This window comes from Vibrio sp. dhg (genome assembly GCF_003443775.1).
GTDB classification, from domain to species: Bacteria; Pseudomonadota; Gammaproteobacteria; order Enterobacterales; family Vibrionaceae; genus Vibrio; species Vibrio natriegens.
In genome coordinates this window covers 2470297-2491133 of the sequence record NZ_CP028943.1, presented here as the reverse complement: position 1 = coordinate 2491133, position 20837 = coordinate 2470297, and the positions used below count along the sequence as shown (strand labels likewise).

General features: G+C 46.7%; 19 protein-coding genes and 1 pseudogene. 12 read left to right on the top strand and 8 right to left on the bottom strand.

From position 1 onward, the window contains the following. Positions 1–3 precede the first annotated feature (3 nt). Positions 4–858, bottom strand: a complete 855-nt coding sequence (locus DBX26_RS11485; protein ID WP_118119212.1) for a co-chaperone YbbN — start codon at positions 856–858, stop codon at positions 4–6. Between the two features lie 51 nt (positions 859–909). Between DBX26_RS11485 and DBX26_RS11480 the strand changes: the two genes are divergently transcribed. The 10 genes and pseudogenes from DBX26_RS11480 to merA all read left to right on the top strand — a co-directional run bounded on the left by DBX26_RS11480 (position 910) and on the right by merA (position 14397). After that, complete coding sequence (locus DBX26_RS11480) at positions 910–1488, top strand: hypothetical protein (RefSeq protein ID WP_232060169.1); 579 nt, start codon at positions 910–912, stop codon at positions 1486–1488. 17 nt (positions 1489–1505) lie between these two features. Continuing rightward, positions 1506–4759: pseudogene (locus DBX26_RS11475) on the top strand (type I restriction endonuclease subunit R). Between the two features lie 341 nt (positions 4760–5100). Then, positions 5101–6045, top strand: a complete 945-nt coding sequence (locus tag DBX26_RS11470) for a thioredoxin family protein (protein ID WP_118119210.1) — start codon at positions 5101–5103, stop codon at positions 6043–6045. A gap of 2 nt (positions 6046–6047) precedes the next feature. Continuing rightward, entirely contained in the window at positions 6048–7436 is a 1389-nt protein-coding gene (locus DBX26_RS11465) for a conjugal transfer protein TraH (RefSeq protein WP_118119207.1), read from the top strand. Positions 7437–7439: 3 nt separating this feature from the next. Next, complete coding sequence (locus DBX26_RS11460) at positions 7440–11009, top strand: conjugal transfer protein TraG N-terminal domain-containing protein (RefSeq protein WP_118119205.1); 3570 nt, start codon at positions 7440–7442, stop codon at positions 11007–11009. Positions 11010–11106: 97 nt separating this feature from the next. Beyond that, entirely contained in the window at positions 11107–11496 is a 390-nt protein-coding gene (merR, locus tag DBX26_RS11455; protein WP_028867973.1) for an Hg(II)-responsive transcriptional regulator, read from the top strand. A gap of 84 nt (positions 11497–11580) precedes the next feature. Beyond that, positions 11581–11928 carry a mercuric transporter MerT family protein gene (locus DBX26_RS11450; RefSeq protein WP_028867974.1) on the top strand — a complete coding sequence of 116 codons (348 nt, stop codon included), beginning with the start codon at positions 11581–11583 and terminating at the stop codon, positions 11926–11928. A gap of 59 nt (positions 11929–11987) precedes the next feature. Beyond that, the gene (gene merP, locus DBX26_RS11445; protein ID WP_028867975.1) at positions 11988–12263 is read left to right on the top strand and encodes a mercury resistance system periplasmic binding protein MerP; all 276 of its coding nucleotides are present in this window, start codon (positions 11988–11990) and stop codon (positions 12261–12263) included. A gap of 15 nt (positions 12264–12278) precedes the next feature. Next, positions 12279–12686: an organomercurial transporter MerC gene (gene merC, locus DBX26_RS11440; RefSeq protein ID WP_196575170.1), complete on the top strand. Its 408-nt coding sequence runs from the start codon at positions 12279–12281 to the stop codon at positions 12684–12686. A 37-nt stretch (positions 12687–12723) separates the two neighbouring features. After that, positions 12724–14397, top strand: a complete 1674-nt coding sequence (gene merA, locus DBX26_RS11435) for a mercury(II) reductase (RefSeq protein WP_028867977.1) — start codon at positions 12724–12726, stop codon at positions 14395–14397. Between the two features lie 105 nt (positions 14398–14502). On the opposite strand, the gene eexR is transcribed toward merA, so the two are convergent. From eexR to DBX26_RS11400, 7 genes are read right to left on the bottom strand one after another with little or no spacing between them, the layout of a single operon-like run. Beyond that, the gene (gene eexR, locus DBX26_RS11430) at positions 14503–14934 is read right to left on the bottom strand and encodes an entry exclusion protein EexR (RefSeq protein WP_028867978.1); all 432 of its coding nucleotides are present in this window, start codon (positions 14932–14934) and stop codon (positions 14503–14505) included. A 54-nt stretch (positions 14935–14988) separates the two neighbouring features. Further along, complete coding sequence (locus DBX26_RS11425; RefSeq protein WP_000566755.1) at positions 14989–15522, bottom strand: FlhC family transcriptional regulator; 534 nt, start codon at positions 15520–15522, stop codon at positions 14989–14991. Further along, positions 15519–15818 (bottom strand): flagellar transcriptional regulator FlhD, encoded by a 300-nt coding sequence (locus tag DBX26_RS11420; protein WP_000210563.1) that lies wholly within the window; start codon positions 15816–15818, stop codon positions 15519–15521. Before DBX26_RS11420 ends, DBX26_RS11425 begins: the two co-directional genes overlap by 4 nt. Next, entirely contained in the window at positions 15815–16363 is a 549-nt protein-coding gene (locus DBX26_RS11415) for a lytic transglycosylase domain-containing protein (RefSeq protein WP_025610846.1), read from the bottom strand. The genes DBX26_RS11420 and DBX26_RS11415 overlap by 4 nt, the downstream gene beginning before the upstream one ends. Then, entirely contained in the window at positions 16350–17012 is a 663-nt protein-coding gene (locus DBX26_RS11410; protein WP_007105460.1) for a DUF6475 domain-containing protein, read from the bottom strand. Before DBX26_RS11410 ends, DBX26_RS11415 begins: the two co-directional genes overlap by 14 nt. Further along, complete coding sequence (locus DBX26_RS11405; RefSeq protein ID WP_118119203.1) at positions 16999–17868, bottom strand: hypothetical protein; 870 nt, start codon at positions 17866–17868, stop codon at positions 16999–17001. Before DBX26_RS11405 ends, DBX26_RS11410 begins: the two co-directional genes overlap by 14 nt. A gap of 55 nt (positions 17869–17923) precedes the next feature. Beyond that, positions 17924–18175: a helix-turn-helix domain-containing protein gene (locus tag DBX26_RS11400; protein WP_000451746.1), complete on the bottom strand. Its 252-nt coding sequence runs from the start codon at positions 18173–18175 to the stop codon at positions 17924–17926. A 117-nt stretch (positions 18176–18292) separates the two neighbouring features. Between DBX26_RS11400 and DBX26_RS11395 the strand changes: the two genes are divergently transcribed. Further along, positions 18293–18940, top strand: coding sequence for a LexA family transcriptional regulator (locus DBX26_RS11395; protein WP_000854920.1), 648 nt, complete (start codon positions 18293–18295; stop codon positions 18938–18940). 256 nt (positions 18941–19196) lie between these two features. Further along, positions 19197–20786 (top strand): peptide chain release factor 3, encoded by a 1590-nt coding sequence (gene prfC, locus DBX26_RS11390; RefSeq protein ID WP_118119201.1) that lies wholly within the window; start codon positions 19197–19199, stop codon positions 20784–20786. Positions 20787–20837 lie beyond the last annotated feature (51 nt).

Here is a 20837-nt window from a genome sequence, read left to right as displayed (position 1 = left end):
CGCTTAGTACAAGATGGAGTACAGCTGGCGACGATATTTACTTGCAATAGCGTTGCCTTGTCCTAATGCGCTTAGGATATCCATAAAAGTTTTCTTCACTTCGCCATCTTGCGCGCCTAGGTTTACTTTTAAAATGTTCCAAAGTAGCTCTAGCGCTTCTTCATCACGACCCACTTGGTTGTATTGTACTGCTAGCTCACATGCCAATTCAAAATTGTCTGGGTTAGCTGCCAACTCTTGTTCCAAGCGCTTTAATTCTGGACTTTCAGCCGCTTGCTGATGCAGTTCCAGTTTCGCGATTAAGCTTTTGTAAGAGTTGTCTTGATACTCAAGTGGGATGGTTGCCAATAACTCTTGTGCTAATTCGAATTGTTTGGTTTCTAGCAAACAATCGGCTTTTGCTAGTTTTACATCACCGCGTGATTGCAGTTCATCTGACAGCGTTTGAATGACGTTCAGAGCTTGTGCATGCTCGCCTTGTTGAAGCAGTTCGCTTACTTGCTTCAATAGTTGCTCGTCAGGGCTTGGCAAATGTTTTTGTAGCATTGTGCCAATCGATTCAATTGGTTGAGGTCCGCCTAAGCCATCGACCGCTTGTCCATTAACAAACAACGCGATTGTTGGCAGTACTTGCACGCCAAATTGGGAAGCAAGCGCTGGTTGAGCTTCACAGTTCAGCAGAGCCAATGTAAAAGCACCATTGTACTGTTGAGTGAGAGCTTGCAACTCAGGTAGCACTTGTGCGCTTTCTGGTTGAGCGTTGGCCCAAAAATGAATCAGAACGGGCGTGTTCATTGATCCTTCAAGCACTTCTCTAAAATTCTGTTCTGTTAACTCAACGATAAATGGGGATTGCATCTGAGTGTCCTTGCTTTTAATTCAGGTCGATGTCTGTAGATATGGAGCTAATTGAATGAACATGATTTATATCCATTATTAATCGAATTTTTGAATAAAGACCTTGGGCTGTATTGCCAGCGCATTGATGAACGAAAGTCGAAAAACTCACATGGGAATGGCGGGAACCATTGGTTGCACCCTGATGTAGTGGCTCTTGAGCCTCTCGACCAAGGCTGGGATGAAATTGTGCGCAGTTGTGTACGTAGCGGCAATCATAGCTCGGTTCGTTTATGGTCGTTTGAAGTTAAAAAGCACCTGACGAAAGGTAACGTGCGCAAATACTTCTTCCAAGCGGTTTCAAATTCTAGCTGGGCAAACTTTGGTTACTTGGTTGCAACAGGCTTAAACAGTGACGTTGAAGCAGAACTCCAAATGCTATCCAGCCTACATGGTATTGGCGTGCTTATTCTCGACACCGAGTCACTTTTTGATAGCCAAATACTTATACCAGCCCAAGAACGCAATAACGTAGATTGGCAGTCGGCTAATAGAATTGTCGCGGAGAATAGCGATTTTCATCACTACATCGAACAGGTTGGGATCTACAACCAAACAGGTCGTTTGATTCATAGTGCTTGGAATAAATAATAAGGAAGAGAGTGGTCATGATCACAGAAGACCAACTAGAGCAGCTCTGCCTTGACTGGTTTACAGACCAAGGTTATCTATACAAAAATGGCTACGACATCGCCCCTGATGGCGATTCACCAGAGCGTGATGATTACCACCAAGTCGTGCTGAAGCAGCGCTTGCTTGAGCGTTTAGAGGTATTAAACCCTGAACTACCACAAGAGAGCTTGGATGTGGTGGTGAATACGGTAAGTACGCCAGACACGCCAGTACTGATTAAAAGCAACCGCGCTTTCCACAAATACCTGATTGAAGGTGTACCTGTTGAGTACACCGTGTATGAAGACGGGGAAACGAAAACCAAGCACACCCACGCACGCTTAATGGATTTTACCAATCCAGATAACAACGAGTTTCTGGTGGTGAATCAGTTCACCATTACAGGAAAAAAAGGCAACCGTCGCCCTGATGTAGTGGTGTTCATTAATGGTTTGCCGATTGCGGTTATCGAGCTAAAAAACCCAGCCGACGAACATGCGGACATTTGGCATGCTTACAACCAACTGCAAACCTACAAAGATGAAATTCCTGATCTGTTTGTTTTCAACGAATCTTTGGTGGTGAGTGATGGTTGGACGGCGCGTGTTGGCTCTCTCACCGCAAACAAAGAACGTTTTTTACCATGGAAAACTGTTTCTGGTGAAGACGATAAACCGCTCTGGGATTATCAGCTTGAAACCATGGTTAAGGGTTTCTTCAAGCCTGATTTACTGCTTGATTACATTCGTTACTTTGTCTTGTTTGAAACTGACAACGACACTGTCATCAAGAAAATTGCTGGTTACCACCAGTTCCATGCCGTGCGAGCAGCAGTCGAAGCCACAGTGCGAGCGAAACAGGCCGATGGCGAACTGCCTTTAGTCGCTGAAAGCATGGGGCAATACCAAGTTCAAGCGACAAAAGGCTTAGATAAAATCAAGCCCGGAAGTGGTAAAGCGGGTGTGGTTTGGCATACGCAAGGCAGTGGTAAAGTATCTCTATGGTTTGCTGCGCAAGCAAACTATTGCAACAGCCTGCGATGAACAACCCAACGATTGTGGTGGTGACAGACCGTAATGATCTTGATGGTCAGCTTTTTAATACCTTTGGTATGGCGTATGAAACGCTTAAACAAGTGCCATCGCAAGCGGACGGGCGTGATAAGCTGCGTGAGCTGCTGCTCTCTCGTCAATCTGGCGGCATCATCTTTACCACCATTCAAAAATTTGCCCTACTTGCTGAAGAAACAGAGCACCCAGTGTTATCAACGCGTGCCAACATCGTTGTGGTATCGGATGAAGCGCACCGCAGTCAGTACGGTAACAAATCAAAGTTAGTGGACGTTAAAGACGCTAATGGCAATGTCATCTCACAAAAGTTTGTTTATGGTTACTCCAAATACATGCGTGATGCGCTGCCAAATGCATCGTTCATTGGCTTTACGGGAACACCCATTGCCATGGACGACAAAGACACTCGTGGCGTATTTGGTGAGTACGTTTCTATCTATGATATTCAAGATGCGGTCGATGATGGTGCTACGGTGCCAATCTACTATGAGTCTCGCTTAGCCAAGCTTGATATCAACCAAGCTGAAATCGAGCAGCTTAATGACCAAATCGAAGATGAGATCGGTGAGGATGAAGAGACTGCGAGCCGTGAGAAAATCAAATCTCAATGGGCAACGCTTGAAAAGCTCGTCGGTGCTGAGTCACGTATCCAACAAGTAGCTCAGGACTTAGTGAATCACTTTACCACGCGTACCGAAACGTTTCCCGGCAAAGCCATGATTGTGGCGATGAGTCGTGAAATCTGTGTCGATCTCTACAATGCGATTGTTGCTATCAAGCCAGAGTGGCACAACGATGACCCTGCTAAAGGGGCTATCAAGATAGTCATGACAGGAAGCGCATCTGATAAACCTAAGATGCAGCCGCACATTCATGATAAGAAAACCAAGAAGCTCTTTGAGGCGCGATATAAAGATACTCAAGATGAACTTCAATTGGTGATTGTTCGTGATATGTGGCTAACAGGCTTTGATGCGCCGTGTTGCCATACCATGTATGTCGATAAGCCAATGAAAGGTCACAACCTGATGCAGGCTATCGCACGCGTAAACCGCGTTTTTAAAGACAAACCGGGCGGTCTGGTGGTTGACTATATCGGCATTGCTAATGAGCTTAAAAACGCACTCAAAACCTACACCAATAGCCAAGGTAAAGGGCAACCAACCGTCGATACTGCTGAAGCCTTTTCGGTACTGATGGAAAAGGTTGATATCGTTCGTGGCATGTTTGCGACTCCAGTTGATGGCAAGGTTTTTAACTATCGTCCTGACTTTGAAACTGATGCGCTGCGTTTACTGCCCGGTGCGGTAAACCATCTATCAGGTTTGTCACACACAGATAGCAAAGGCAAAGAAGTACGCGATGGCAAACGTCGATTCCTCGATGTGATGGCTGCGTTAGGTAAAGCGTATTCATTGTGTAATACCATGGATGAAACGCGTGGTTACAAGAACGAAATTGCCTTCTACTCTGCGATTAAAGCCGCGTTTATGAAGCACTCTACCGTTGATAAAAAGCGTACGGATGAAGAGCGCAATACGGCTTTGAAGCAGATCCTCGACAATGCTGTGATCGCTGATGGTGTTGATGATATTTTCTCAATGGTTGGTTTAGATAAGCCTAACATCGGTTTGCTTTCTGAAGAGTTCTTAGAAGACGTTAAGAACATGAAAGAAAAGAACCTTGCTGTTGAGCTGCTTGAGAAGCTGCTGCGTGATGAAGTCAAAGCTCGGATGAAGAACGATGTGGTGCAAGAGAAAAAATACTCAGACCGCATTTTGACGACATTAAACAAGTACCACAACCGTAGCATCGAAACAGCTCAGGTCATTGAAGAGCTAATTCAATGGGCAAAAGAGATGCAAGAAGATGCGGAGATGGTAGATAAGCCCAACCTTTCTGTGGATGAGATGGCGTTCTACCGTGCTTTGGTTGAAAACGAGTCCTCAGTTCGGGAGCTTGGCAACGATGATTTACGCAACTTAGCGATTGAACTTACTCAGCAACTTCGTAAATCTGCAACGGTTGACTGGCAAAAGCGCGAAAGCGTTCGCGCTCGTATGCGTAACCTAGTACGCCGACTGCTGCGTCGATGGAAATATCCACCTGATGCCGCAGAGGAAGCCATCAAGCTTGTGTTAGAACAAGCAGAGGTTCTAGCTGACGGCTGGTATAAGTAATAACAAAGGCAAGGTTTATACCTTGCCTTTTGAATATCTATGCACTTTTCATTTGATTAAAAATCAACGAGCCGCTCTTTTCGGTCAAAAATAGTAATCAAAATGGAATAAATTAGAGCTAATGATCTAAGTAATTTCTGTCCAAAAACGAGTTCATCTGACCGACCACTTATCGCTCAAAGCGGTCCAATAATAAATTTGGCTCTTTAAATTTAGCTGTTGTTACTGTTACTGGTCACAACAGCTAGTCAGAAACACACACGATTCCTTCATCTATCTGGCCAATCGCTCTAACGGGGATCTTTAGCATGTTAGCTATGTGAGATTTTCTGGAGCTGACAATGAGAACCCCCTTGTTACCTTGGTTCATCCTATGGGTGACCATCCCAATCATTAATTTCTTTCTATTCATCTTGCCCGCCCATGCCAGTGATGGGCCATTCTATCAGCGTGGTCAGGAAGGCTGGTTTTGGTATCAGGTCATTCCTGAACCTGAGCAGCCTGAGGAGCTGATAGAGCCGGAAGCTGGTGTCGTGGAGTCCAGTAAGAGCGAGCTAAAGCCCTTCAGTGCTGCCTGGTTTCGTGAGCACATGCAGTCGTTCATGGACAAGGCAATTGATGAGCCAACGAGTGAGAATGTCAGAGCCTATCTTTATCTTCAGCGCGTCATGATGGATAAGGGCTCACTATTTGCTGATGTTAGTCAGCAGGTGGTCATGGGCGATCCTGTTTTGGATGAAATCAGCCGTAGACCCTTGGCAACCTATGCTGCCAATCGGATGGATCGAGAAGCTGGCGCTCAAAGGGACGTTGCTTTAGGTGAAGTAGCGAAGCGAGCAGGCCTGTTCTTTTTCTATCGTTCGGATTGCCCTTACTGCCACGCTCAAGCGCCTATCATCGAATCAATGGCTTTAAACTACGGTTTCGAGGTATTTGCTATTGCTGTCGATGGCTTGCCTTTACCGGGTGGAGAGTTTCCCAATTTCAAAGTCGATTCAGGACAAGCTCAATCATTGTCCGTTACGACTGTCCCTGCCGTGTTCTTAGTTGATCCACCTAATGTCATCACTCCCATTGGCCAAGGTGCAATGAGCCTTGATGAACTGAATAATCGAATCATTCTCGCAGCCCATCAAGCCGGTTGGATTGACGATCAAACTTACTATACCACCAGACCTGTTCAACCAGGCGTGTCACTCGCGATGTCAGCCCAAGAGCTTAACGAAAAGATATTACAGGACCCTGAGTTCCTTGTTCGCTATCTGCGTGCACAAGGAGGGTTATAACGATGAAAAAAGTATTCCGAGTATCGCTAATCGCCTGTGCGATTGGTTTTTCATCTATGAGCCAAGCAAGCTTGCAACAGGAGATGAACCAGTTGTTTGGTTCTATGACCAACACCACTGCGCCTGGTGTATTCGAGAGTCAACGGCGTGGTGTGATATCTGGCGGAAGTGTTGTTGTCCGTAACAGAATCATGAACGAGAACCTCGTCTCTATGGTGCCTCCGTCATTCCAAGCCGGTTGTGGCGGCATTGATATGTTCGCTGGAAGTTTGTCATTTGTTAATGCAGATCAGTTTGTTCAATTACTTCGTTCTGTTGCTGCAAACGCCAAGGGATACGCATTCCAATTGGCGCTCAGTGCTATGTGTGAGAAATGCTCTCAGCACATGGAGACACTGCAAAAGAAAATCCAGCAGTTGAACGAGTATTTTGGCAATTCCTGTCAAATGGCTCAGGGAGTCGTGAACGATACCCTGGCTGCTTTTGGTAAAAAGGGGCAAACAGAAGCCAGCATGTTGAGCTCACTTAAAGGGGCTGGAGACGTTTTTACCAGTTGGAGTGAATCCAATGGTAAGAACCCATATGAGAACGCTTCAAGTGTCGCGGCATCTGATGTGAACAAAACGATTAAAGGTAATTTGGTTTGGCGAGCATTGAAACGTCACTCGGCATCAAGCTGGTTTGCATCGGGGGATGGCCGTTTTCTTGAAGCGGTTATGTCGGTGACGGGTTCGATCATTGTTGGTGATCTTGCTAATGCCGCTGATGGCCAAGGTAAAGCCCCAAAACTGACCAGGCTGAATGGCAATAAAGTGACTATTGAGCATCTAATTCATGGCGGTAACGTCGCTATGTACCGATGTGACACAGTGACGCAAGACGGTTGTCTGAACCCAACAATCACTAACGTGACTCTTACCGGGCTATCAACTCAGGTAGAAAATTTACTTCTTGGTACAGGTTCTAGTAACGGCATTATTTTTAAATTTGCTCGAAATACAGGGGCTGCTAGCACCACCGAAAAGGCTTTTATGACCTCGGCTCCCGCGAGCATTGGGGGCATGATTCGAACACTTTCTGCATTAAATGAAGGGGCTGCTAGGTCGTTTGCTTCAAGAGCTGCGCCATTTATTGCTGTTGAGATGGCCCAAGCATTGGTTGAAGACATGCTCAATGCAGCTAGAAGTACCTCCGGTGTGGAAGATCATGCCTATGCGAAGTTATTAACGGAAGACCTTGAACGTGCACGTCGCCAAATCAATGAGGAGTACGCTGCGTTGCAGCGAAGATACGGCTCAGAGCAAGAATTGCTGGCGCATTTTAACCAGGTGATTCAGACCATTCGCAAACAGCGTTATTACACCGTTAAATCTACGGCACTGGGGGAATAGGTCATGTGGGAGATCTATTCCATCGGGGATTCGGCATTTTTAGAGCAGGTCTTGAACGCTGTCGCGATGATTACTGGTACAGGCGACTTTACTTCAATGGTTCGGATTGGCTTGCTCATTGGGGTATTGATGGTCTCTGTTCAGGCCTTAATGCAAGGTGGTCGTGGGATTAACTTTCAACACGTTTTAGTCTCATGGCTAGTCTTTGCAACCATGTTTGGGCCCAGTACCCGAGTGAGCATTGAGGATGCGTACACGGGACAAGTTCGAGTGGTTGATAATGTGCCCATCGGTGTTGCTGCCGCAGGCAGTACGATTTCGACTGTTGGCTTTCAAGTCACGCGATTGTTTGAAACGGCGTTCTCAACTCCCGCCATGACGGAATACGGCTTTGCATCCAGTTTACAGTCACTGATTAAAGTGAGAAAACAGGTGATGGATCGCTCTGGGTTGGGTGATGCAAATCGTGTCGGCGGCTCGGACATCGAGCAATCGTGGTTTAACTACATCAAAGAGTGCACCTTGATTGGTATCGACATTGGCCAAAAGAACCTCGATCAGGTGCTGAGTGATCCTAACCCGATGACTGCGATTAGGTTTGATTCGCGCATTTATGGCACGCGCATCATGCTCAGTGGTAGCAGTAGAGATCTGGACTGCACTGATGCCTACAGCCAACTGAAACTCATGACAGAATCAACCTTCATTCCAAGGCTTAAACAGGTTCTGTCAGCCTCATTGGGGACTTCGTCAGCCACGGACACTGATGACGTGATCCGAAATGCACTGAATAACCTTGGTTTGGCTTCGGTTAACACCCAAGAGTACATGACCGCGTCGGTGCTTTTGCCTATTTATGAGCAAAGCGTGACGGGCAAGTATATGGATGATCAAGCTTTCACCGCAGCCGTTATGGTTAACCAAGCGATTGAGCAGCGCAATACGCAATGGGCGGCGGAGCAGACTCTGTTCCAAAGTATTGTTCGTCCGATGATGACGTTTTTTGAGGGATTCATTTACGCCATCACCCCTTTGATGGCCTTTGTGATAGCCCTTGGCCAAATCGGGATGCGAATGGCTGGGAAGTACTTGTTAATCCTGCTTTGGATTCAACTTTGGATGCCTGTCATGGCCATCATTAACCTGTATATTCATTTAACCGTTGCAGGGAAAATGTCGGCTCTTGATGCCTTTGCAGGTACAGAAGTGCCATCTTTTGCTGGGATGATGCAGATGGATTCAGTGCTGCAAACCTGGATAGCTACTGGCGGCATGTTGGCGTCGAGTGTTCCGGCAATTTCGCTCATGCTCGTGTATGGCTCAGCAATAACCGCTACCCACTTGGCTGGACGTCTTCAAAACGGTGATGCCATTGATGAAAAGCTGGCAAGTCCAGATGTCGCGAAAAATGCCCCGGTGATGCAATCACAGTCAATGTTCCAAAATTCAGCCCTCACGGGTTCTGCAATGACCGGCGCGTCAAACTTACTAAGCAGTTTCTCTGTCGGAAACGCAGTGGGTTCAATGGTCGGCTCTGCAAAAGAATCCATGACTCAGGCAACTCAAGCCTTTAGCCGTCAGGTTGGCAATACCATGAGTCGAACCTTTGGTGAAAAGCTAAGTTACGACAACCTTTCTTCGGTTGGACGTCAGATCGGTTCTTCTAATTCCGCATCTAGCGCCGTTGTTAATCAGGTCACTGATGACCTGCAAACACGGTATGGTTTCGGAGACGATAAAAAAGACGCTGTACGTGGCTTGGTATCGGGCGTGTTATCGGGAGGCCTAAGGGTCGGTGGAGATGGAACCATTACAAATACCGATGATAAAGAAGTAGCAGATAAAGGCTTCTTGGGAAGATTACTTGGTACAGGGGGGAATGACTCCCGACAAGGTAACTTGCCTGGAGTCGATAAGCCCGAATCCTCAAGAGTGCCAAAAATATCACGGTTACGAGCAGGCTTGGATTTAGGTGGAAACTTTAGTGGCCAAGTTGAGTCGTCAGAAGGCAGTTCTCGATCAACGACCGCAAATACACTCACTGGGGAAATGCAAAGCTTGGCATCGAGTGATTCACGACGTGCTGAGTATCGCGATGCAATGGTTAAGGACCTTTCAGATTCAAGACGTTCTGGCGTTGAAATGTCGTTGTCTAACCAAGACTATCAGTCACTTCAGAGTTCAGCACAAGACGTTATCACGGCATCAAACCGCTTTAGTGAGCTTGATCAGGCCAGCTACAGTCTATCAGGACAAAGGAACACGGATGGTTCGACGTTAACTCGATTAGCAGCGGATAATCCTGAAGTCATGGATTATTTAGGTCGCTATATGAACCAGCATGTTGAAGCAGGTAACCGATTACGTGAAAACCTTCCAATGTATCAGCGCTTGCTACCTGATGATAATCAGGCGTATGTGGCCGCAGCTATGGAGTCTTTAACCTATAGCAACTCCTCAACGCCCGCTGAACGAGACAATGATTATCAAGCAGCAATGACTGTTATGGCCATGGCTACCGGAGCCGATTTACGATCAATTCAACCGCGCTCTAATGAAGGCTTGTCATCAGCTGCACCTACTTTTGGTGGTGCTCAAAGCCAAGTTGAATCGGGTGTATTGGGCGGCTACGAGGATGCAGCAACAGTTCAAACTCAGTTCAACGCAGCTCAATCGGCTTACCAAACCAATCTGTCTGGTATAGATGGACAGTTGAATGCGCATCAGCAGCAAGCCCAACAGGCCGTAGCTACTGACACAAGTACCTATCAATCTGAACTAAACAGTGAAGCTGGATCTCAGTGGCGATCACGCATTATGGCTGATGATAGCGGAGTTTCTGGTGCTGAAATGTTCTTCAACAGCGCCAGTGCTATTGGTGATTTCAGTGGCAAGCATACTGATGCAGCTCTGCATACCCTGAATCACTTTGGCGAAGACTATGAGAGTTACAAAGAACAAGCGCTTGAAGATCCTGGCTCACGAGGTTTCTTGCACAACGCTACTGTGGCCAGCAAATCAACCTGGGATGGCTTAAAAGCCGCCGTTGATGCCGGAACCTCTTTGGAAAACCCATTGACGGCGTTTAATGATGCATACAGTGGATCGAGTTCGCAGTATGCCTCCGAAGTAAACTGGGGCACTAAGTCTGAAGCCATGTTGGCGGGGGCATTCGGTGCGGCAGTTAACAATCGATATGGTGAGTTTCTAGAGCAGTATGCTGATGATTTTAAACAGGAAGCATACAGCGAAGGGCAGAGAATGGGATTGACCCCGATTCAAAGTCAAGTTTTCGCTCAAGCTTTCAATGAAGGTTTGGCGGGGCGCGTTTTCAACTCTGAAGACTCATCGAGTTGGTCGCCTGAAATGCTTGGTCTAAGGGAGCAAATGCTAAATGAGTATCGTCAAAAGGATGAGAGTGGCGCTTACATCTCTGACAGTGTGTCTGATGAAGATAAAGCATTTGTGGATAAGCAGATTGCAGTGATCTCAAATGCATCCCTTGCGGGAGATTATGCTCAGAACAACTTGATCGATATTAGGGCATATAACCAGGCATCAGGAAATAAATAAAACAAGGAGTAGAAGCTCAAGGCTAACGAAGTTTTATGGCTTAATTACGTAGATAGGGATATATTTCTCCGTACTTAGATACGGAGAAATATAACACATGTACACAATTGGAAAATTAGCCGAACAAGCTAGTATCAATGTTGAGACTGTTCGTTATTACGAACGACGTGGTCTTATAGAAAAACCTGAAAAACCGCATCTAGGCTACCGACTTTATCCTTTGGCAACATTAAACCGAATAAAATTCATTAAACGTTCCCAAGATCTTGGGTTCACTTTGGAAGAAATCTCCAATTTACTCAGCCTTAATGACACTCCCTGTATAGAAGTGCAAGAAATGACTTTACACAAGCTTGCAAGTGTGAAAGCCAAAATAGCAGGTCTTCGCCGCTTAGAAACCGTTCTCACAGAATTATTGAATGAGTGTAATTCTAATACTAACCAATCCCACTGTCCCATTATTGATTCCCTACTTCCTGAAGATTAATAATGAGTCAAATTTTATCTTGACTCCGTAGTTGGGTACGGGGTTTAAGCTTGTTTTACTAAAGTACGATAAGTAGAGTGAGTTATGTCAAAAAGTAATCCCAACTTTCCAATCATCGGCGGTGTTATTGCCGCTATTGGCGCTGGTCTTTGCTGCGCTGGTCCTTTCGTCTTGTTGCTGCTAGGCGTGAGTGGCTCCTGGATTGGTAATTTAACCTTGTTAGAACCTTATCGTCCCATTTTTATCCTGCTGGTTTTAGCCTTATTTGGCTTCGCAGGCTGGAAGGTCTATCGCCCCGTCGAGGACTGTGAGCCAGGCACCGCCTGTGCAGTTCCTCAAGTGCGAAAACGTCGGCAGGTGATCTTTTGGTTAACGGCACTGACTGCGTTGGTTTTAGTCACCAGTAATTATTGGATTGTCTGGTTCGCCTGATGACGATTTCTAACCTTTTATTTTGATTAAATCTTTATGGCTTGCTCTTGGAGAAAATTATGAAAACACTCGCCCTAATGTCCCTGTTCGTACTGACCAGCCTGAACGCTTTAGCTGCCCCGAAAACAGTTACTTTGGAAGTCCCAACCATGAACTGTGTGACCTGTCCCTTTACCGTGGAAAAAGCCTTACAAAAAGTCGATGGCGTCAGTAAAGCCGAAGTGACCTTTAAGACCAAACTGGCGGTGGTCACCTTCGACGACGAAAAAACCACGGTAAAAGCACTGACCGAAGCCACCACTAACGCGGGTTATCCGTCAACGCTCAAGGAGTAAAGCATAGAAATGCTAATACGGTTACTGACCCGGTTCGGCGATAAGATTAGCTCATTGGGCGCGCTGGTTTCTGCTATGGGATGCGCCATGTGTTTCCCGGCCATTGCCAGTCTGGGCGCTGCGGTAGGACTGGGTTTTCTCAGCCAATGGGAAGGTCTGTTTGTTAGCACGCTATTACCCCTGTTTGCCTGGATTGCCTTGGTACTCAACGGACTTGGCTGGTTCAGCCACCGGCAATGGCACCGTAGTGCGCTGGGTGTGGCCGGCCCCATTTTATTGCTGTTATCGCTCTATCCGTTTTTCCAGTACGGCTGGAGCAGCTATGTCACCTATTCAGCATTAGGCCTGATGGTTGCCGTATCGCTTTGGGATATTTTTTCACCGGCGAATAAACGCTGTGATGATGACAGCTGTGCTGTTTAACACGACGCAATGCCTGACTACTATTTGAGGAAAACGAATGATCTTACTATCGATAGAAGGGATGACCTGTCCAAGTTGCGTCGCCCACGTTAAAGAAGCACTCGATGCGATCGAAGGCGTTAATAAGGTTGAAATATCTTATGAAAACGCCAGAGCAACGATCACCACGAACGGTGGGGTCAGCGTAACCGTTCTCATTGGAGCAATAGAAGCTCTCGGTTATATCGCAAAAGAATCCACTGGCACTGCAAAAGAAATTACTTCACCGAACGACTGCTGTGACAACGAAAATGCAAGCAACACTGAAAGCAACCAAACTCAACACGTGGCGATTATCGGTACGGGTTCCGGCGCTTTTGCCTGCGCTATTAAAGCCGCTGAAGGTGGTGCCAAGGTCACTCTTATTGAGGGAGCCGATGTGATTGGCGGCTGTTGCGTGAATGTCGGCTGCGTACCCTCAAAAATTCTAATCCGCGCCGCTCAATTGGCTCAGCAGCAACGCAATAATCCCTTTACCGGACTGGAAAATCATGCGCCCCAATTGAGTCGAGCCTTGTTGACTCAGCAGCAGACCGCTCGGGTCGAAGAGCTGCGCGCGGCAAAGTACCAGAATATTCTGGAGACAAATCCTGCGCTTAGTTTACTTAAAGGTTGGGCGCAATTTAAAAATGCCAACACCCTGATAGTCAGAAAAAATGATGGAACCGAGCAGGCAGTTCACGCCGATAAAATCCTGATCGCTACCGGCTCCACGCCAACCATTCCTCCTATTGATGGTTTAACTGAAACACCTTATTGGACCTCTACCGAAGCGCTGTTTGCTCAGGAATTGCCGCAGCACCTGGTCGTGATTGGTTCGTCGGTTGTAGCGCTGGAAATTGCCCAGGCTTATCGCCGTTTAGGCAGTGAAGTCACCATATTAGCAAGACATACATTGCTTTATCGGGAAGATCCCTTGCTCGGTGAAAAACTCACCGGATGTTTTGAAAAAGAAGGCATTCGAGTATTAAACAGTACGCAAGCTACCAAGGTGACCCACGATGGAAGCCAATTTACATTGGAAACTAACGCGGGCGATCTACGCTGCGATCGTTTGCTGGTAAGCACCGGGCGACACGCCAATACTTGCCAACTCAATCTGGGCGCGGTGGGTGTTACGACCAACAAAAAGGGCGAAATCGTTGTTAACGAACGCATGGAAACCAATGTTCCCGGTATTTACGCCGCCGGAGACTGCTGCAACATGCCGCAATTCGTCTATGTCGCCGCGGCCGCCGGTAGCCGTTCCGGCATCAACATGACGGGCGGATACGCCAAACTGGATCTATCCACCATGCCAGCAGTGATTTTTACCGATCCCCAGGTGGCAACTGTTGGGCTCACGGAAGAGCAAGCCAACGCACAAGACATTGAAACCGACAGTCGTGTATTGGAGATGGAGAACGTGCCGCGCGCACTGGCGAATTTCGAGACCGATGGTTTTATCAAATTGGTGACGGAAAAAGCCACTGGCCGCCTGATCGGGGCGCAGATTCTGGCGCATGAAGGTGGAGAACTGATCCAGAGTGCGGCGCTGGCGATCCGCAACCGTATGACGGTGACGGAATTAGCCGACCAGCTTTTCCCTTACCTGACTATGGTGGAGGGTTTGAAGCTCTGCGCCCAAACCTTTAACAAGGATGTCAAAGAACTGTCCTGTTGTGCTGGGTAACGAACTTGAGTTGATCCGTATTCATTGATGGAAATGGCATTTTTCATTCGTAGTACGAAAGTGCCAATCAATTTTTTGAGTATAAGTAAAAAAGCAGTCAATTTACTATGACCTTGTTTTTTTAGGGAGGATAGATGAGCGACCATCTGCAAATTCGTTTACCCAGTACCAATATTTTTTTTCGCTCAGGCTTAGTTCTCGACCGGTATCTTTCAGTTGTCTTTGAAATAAATGGATTAGTCCGCTTAAGCCTAAGAAGGCTAAACCGACACATAAAATTGTCCAACTCGCTTGCCAATATGCGATTGCTAAAAACATAGTGGTGATGGTTATAAGGCCGATAGGACTAGCAATTGCTTTGAATCCCAAGTAGCTGAAAAAAACGATGGTGCAAATCAGAAATGGCAAAGCCGCTAACTTGGCAGATGCCGTTAATATTTCTGAGGGAAAAAAATGAGCCGCAGCCAAAGTCGCCAGAAAAAGCCCCAGTGATATAAACCAGCAGCGTGCTGGTAAAGATTTAAGTAATTTTATCATCTTAGTACTCTCAAAGTGCACGGGCGGTGCACAATCAAATCATGCATCAGCATTTTAGTTCTCAAAAAGTGCTCTAGTGGTTTGCTCGGCCATAATCTCGCACACAGGACATTTAAGCTGAATGCGCTGTTGAGATACCGTCAAATACAGACTGCCGCATCGACACCGGTGTAAGGATGCTAGCTGTGATCTTAAATCACGAGCTAGAACCCAACCTTCATTGATGGTCAGTTTTTTCCAGGGGATCTCAGCTGGAAGATCTGCTTCTTTTCTTGCAACCAAATACGCATCGTAAGCCTTCATCAAAGCATCGATATTTAATTGCTTGTAGACATTATCACCACCAATATTGACATAAAGCGCCATAAGCAGGGAGCCTTCAACTAATGCTCTTCTGCTTTTGACGATGGCATCAGATTCTGGCAATTGACCAGGACAAGGTGACTTGCCAGTCACTTCTTTGTGGAGCCTTCTGATAATGTGGATTGGCAAACCTGTATCGAGCGCGATAATGGTTGTTCGAAATCCGTATTTAATAAGCAGCGAGGCTCGGGTAAACAGCTCACTTTTGGACAGGTTATCAATCATGCATCCCCCTTGTTGTTTAGGGTTGATAATAAATAAGCGATTCTTGGGATACCTGTGCCTTTGCTCTTCACCATCTCAATCAGTTGGCTTTGGTTACCCCTTGGTTGAAACAGCATGAATGATGAGGTCGCCACTCGTTGCAGGTCGTCAACACCAGCATTAATCAGAGCATCAACCACATCGCGTGTAAGTCCAAAGCGCAAGACAGCCTCTTGCGGATCAATGCGCGCCAATTCCCGTGCTGCGTGCAGGTACGCCAAGTTTAATTGATAGAAGTCTTGTTGATTGGTTGTCATTGACGGACCTCCAGTTCATGTAAAATATTGCGATAAATAGAAAGCACTCTTTGCCCATACCAGCGTGCACGCTCTTCGTTCCAACTGTGATAGCGGCCTATGCCAAGCTCTAAATCGTTAGGTGAAGACTTGATTGCTTCGGCCAAAATACTGGAGCCGACGGTAAGGTTGGTGATGGGATCTAGCAGTTCCGCCGCTGAGCTCACCCGATGCCCATGCCAATGCAAATTGATTTGCATTAGGCCAATATCGAGCTGGTATTTTTCACTCTCTTGCAGTGCTTGGTTTAACAGTTGCTCCGCTTCTGTCTTAGATTTGGCGTAGGTTGCATTTGAACCATTGCGAATTGCGTATGGCCATGGACTGGTCATGTTAAGACCTCGATGTGAGGCCGACTCAGCCAAGGCAACGGCGTAGAGCATGACTGGATCAATACCAACACTTTGTGCTGCTTTTTCCCACTGATAGCCCGGAAACGCATAGACTGAAGTGCTTGCGGACATGGCTATCACTAGGGCAATGGTTTTTGCTTTAATCGTTTTCATTTTTGTCCTCTAATTGATTTCCGAGAAGCGCCTGAATGGCTTTCGGGCTTATTCTTTTTAATGGCACTGCGCTAAAGTCGGCGATGCCTCTCGTATAAACTTGTGCCGCTTTTGACCAGTCGCCTACGGCAACAGGCGCTTGCATATCAAATCCTTTTTGCTGGTTCTGATGGTCTGCAATACCCTGTAATAGCCTTGGGTATTCACCCACTTCGTCCCGTAGCAAGTAAGCCTGGTAGCGTGTTAAAAACTCTTTTTGCTTAAAGGGGTATTCCCTGTCATCAACCTTGCAGAGTTCAACCCATCCACCCATATCTGAAATCACGCGGTGGATAAGCGCATCGTCAAACATCACTGATGTCCAAGCGCCAACCTGACGAACAGCCTTGTCAACTTTGTTCCAAGCAACCATGGCTCTTGAGCCCGAGTTGCCGTCGATATGCTTGATGACGTCAGCGGGCTTTGGAAAAAATTGCCCAGTATCCGGTGATTGAATATGCCGAGTCAGACCGATTCGCACTTCTTCAATGCTATAAGCACGAAGGGCTTCAAATGCGATGGATAGCAATTGTGGTGATACGCTTTTGCCATACATGGCCCAAGCAGCTCCCCAAACTTCAGCAAACTCGCGTTTATCAACCTCCTGCACTTGAACGAACCTCCCGAATACCCGGTCCGGCCCAGCTTTCAGCAATGCGGCGATTGCTTTCTTCAATATTCAATTGGTGATTGCTGCCCTTTAGGCTCGTCGATGATTGCTGTACTTCATCAATGCGAACGTACTCGTCTTCCCATTGCCGGTTTAAAAGCCAGTTATGTGGCATAGGGGTCTTAGTCCGATCTTGATACTGCAATCGGTTTTCTCGTTGCTCTTTCCAGCGTGTTAGCACTTCCAAGGCGAGTTCATGGTCTTCATTGAGGCCCATGCGTAGCCATTCTTCTTTGGCTTTCGCTTTTTTTTCTTTGCGTATTTGTACATCCCAGAAGTCTTCAAACTGTATGTGGTCAACAGTTTTAACTGTTGGTTTATTGCTTCCCTCAGAGTCATCCGACCGTTGAGAGTCCCTTACCGGGTTGCCATCAGGCATAAACAATGATGAAAATTCTTCTGGTAGCCGAGCTTGAAAAGCGGCAAGAGATTTCAAAAGCGATGCCATACCAACGAAGTCGGCAGGTACATCTTTAAGCAACCGAAAGGCTGCCTTACCTTGGTTTGGGTTTTCGATTGGGTTGTGCTTCAGAAAGCTTCGAATCAAAGTCCAACCAGATTCCTCGCAACGAATCAGGAACTGATCTTGTTCTAACTCACTTAACGCCTTGGCAACCTGTTGCTCATCCCAGTTCAAGTCAGAAGCAACGTAACCAATCGGCAATCGAAAGCAGCCAAGCAAATTACAATGCGGGCATGTAAGCAAATACAGTCCTAGCAACTTCGCTGAGTCACTCCAGGACAAAACATTTTGCTTTAGCCAAAAGCGGGTATAGACCTTGCCATAATCACGCATGGAGGTACTCGCTTTTGTGTTTACGTAAAATGCTGACCATTACTTGCCCTAAATCCTACTGGTTACTGGCTTTCAGTTCGCTTGGGCATTCGGGGTAGATGTCCGGTCTTAACTGAGATCGGGTTACCTGTCCTTGCGTAGCTTGTTCGATGGGTAAAACGAATTCAGCGGGAACACGCCCTGATTTATTCAACCAAAACCAGACGTTTTGCTGTTTTGAGTTGATGGCTCGTGCTAATGCTGATTGCCCGCCGACCAAGTCAATGGCACGGCGGAGATGTTTTTGTGTCGTGTTGAACACTTCCATACCGTCTCCTGTTACAATAATAACTGTTACAAGATTGAATGTTACAGTTTAAACTGTAGACAAGTCAACAGTTAAAATTGTTGAAAGACTACAGTTTTATTTGTAGAATGCGGGCTTATGAAAACTTTATCCGAACGACTAAACCATGCCTTGCAGCTTACTGGGGTGACTCAGTCTGAGTTGGCTCGTCGCATTGGTATCAAACAGCAGTCGATCAGCCAGATTTGCTCTGGTAAATCGGCTAGGTCTCGTTACACCATGCAGATCGCGGAGGCGCTTCGCGTGAATGCTCATTGGCTCGCCACAGGTGATGGCGAGATTGGCTTGGGGGTCGGTAATGTAGAAGTCGGGCCTGATATTAAGGGAAGAATTCCTCTCATTAACTGGGTTCAGGCCGGTGATTGGACTGAAATAGCGGAGGGATTTGCCCATGAAGATGCTGAGGAGTGGCGTGAAGTCACTGGGAAAGCACATGAGGGTTGTTTCGCACTTCGCGTAAAAGGCGACAGTATGGAAAATCCAAGCGGAAAAAAATCCATACCTGAGGGGGCAGTGATCGTTGTTGATCCTGAGTTACCTTACTCTTCAGGTTCATTGGTTGTTGCGCGTTTGGATGATTCGAAAGAAGCAACCTTTAAGCAGTTAGTTATTGATGGTGAACAGAAGTACCTAAAACCTTTGAACCCGCAATACCCTGCAATACCGATCAACGGCAACTGCACCATCATCGGTGTAGTACGACAAGCTATCATCGATTTCTGGTAGCGAAGGAATTTGTGGTTTAGCCACAGTTGTTCATGAGCTGAAGAAGCAACGATTGCAAACAGCTACAACTGAGCATTGGCGCACGCTGAGAGTAAATGGTAACCGATTAGATAACCATTGATTGTTTATAAAGTCAAGATCAGCGAAAATAGCGGCCAATTACGATTAACACGACGGATTTGACAAGCGAAGAACTGAAAAGAGAGTACTTCCAAAAGTGTGTACAAATCCGTGTACAAACTAAAAGAATTTATACATGGCAAACCAAGATTTTCTTAATGAAATCAATAAGCGAAGGACCTTTGCTATCATCTCCCACCCGGATGCGGGTAAAACAACCATTACCGAAAAAGTACTTTTATTCGGAAACGCGATCCAAAAAGCAGGTACCGTTAAAGGTCGTGGTAATGCTCAGCATGCTAAATCTGACTGGATGGAAATGGAAAAGGAACGTGGTATCTCTGTAACCACTTCTGTGATGCAGTTTCCTTACAACGATTGTCTGGTTAACCTGCTGGATACTCCGGGGCACGAAGACTTCTCTGAAGATACTTACCGTACATTAACCGCGGTTGACTCTTGTTTGATGGTTATCGATGCAGCGAAAGGTGTCGAGGATCGTACTCGTAAACTGATGGAAGTTACGCGTCTTCGTGATACACCAATTGTCACCTTCATGAACAAACTTGACCGTGACGTTCGTGATCCAATGGAAGTTTTGGACGAAGTTGAAAACGAACTGGGCATGATGTGTGCGCCAATTACCTGGCCGATTGGCTGTGGTAAAGAGTTTAAAGGTGTGTACCACATTCACCGTGACGAGACGATTCTTTACGAATCTGGCCATGGTCATGAGATTCAGGAAGTTCGCATCATCAAAGGTTTGGATAACCCAGAACTGGATGAAAAAGTCGGTGCAGATCTGGCAGAAAGCGTACGTGAAGAGCTTGAACTCGTAATGGGTGCTTGTCCAGAGTTCGAACTGGAATCATTCCTGACTGGTGAGCTAACACCCGTTTACTTTGGTACGGCATTAGGTAACTTCGGTGTTGACCACATGTTGGATGGTTTGACAGAGTGGGCGCCTGCGCCGAAAACGCGTCAAGCGGTTGAGCGTGAAGTTGAAGCGACAGAAGAGAAGTTCTCTGGTTTCGTATTTAAGATTCAGGCAAACATGGATCCAAAACACCGTGACCGTATCGCCTTTATGCGTATCGTATCGGGTACTTACACTCAAGGCATGAAGATGAACCACGTTCGTCTAGGCAAACAAGTAAGTATCTCTGATGCGGTAACCTTCATGGCTGGTGACCGTTCACGTGCAGAACACGCTTACGCTGGTGATATTATCGGTCTGCATAACCACGGTACTATCCAGATTGGTGATACCTTCACGCAAGGTGAATCACTTAAGTTCTCTGGTATCCCGAACTTTGCACCGGAATTGTTCCGTCGTATTCGTCTGAAAGATCCACTAAAACAGAAGCAGCTGCTGAAAGGTTTGGTTCAGTTGTCGGAAGAGGGTGCGGTACAGGTGTTCCGTCCACTGCAAAACAACGATCTGATCGTTGGTGCGGTTGGTGTGCTTCAGTTTGATGTGGTTGTGGCTCGTCTGAAGTCTGAATACAACGTAGAAGCAATCTACGAAGGCGTAAACGTGGCAACGGCTCGTTGGGTTGAGTGTGGCGACGCGAAGAAACTGGATGAGTTCCAACGTAAGAATCAGAGCAACTTAGCACTCGATGGTGGTGACAACTTAACGTACATCGCGCCGACAATGGTTAACCTGAACCTGGCGAAAGAGCGCTTCCCGGATGTTGATTTCCGTGCGACTCGCGAGCACTAATCGACGTTAACTGAAGCTCGCTTACACCGCGACTGGATTTTAAAACGCCCT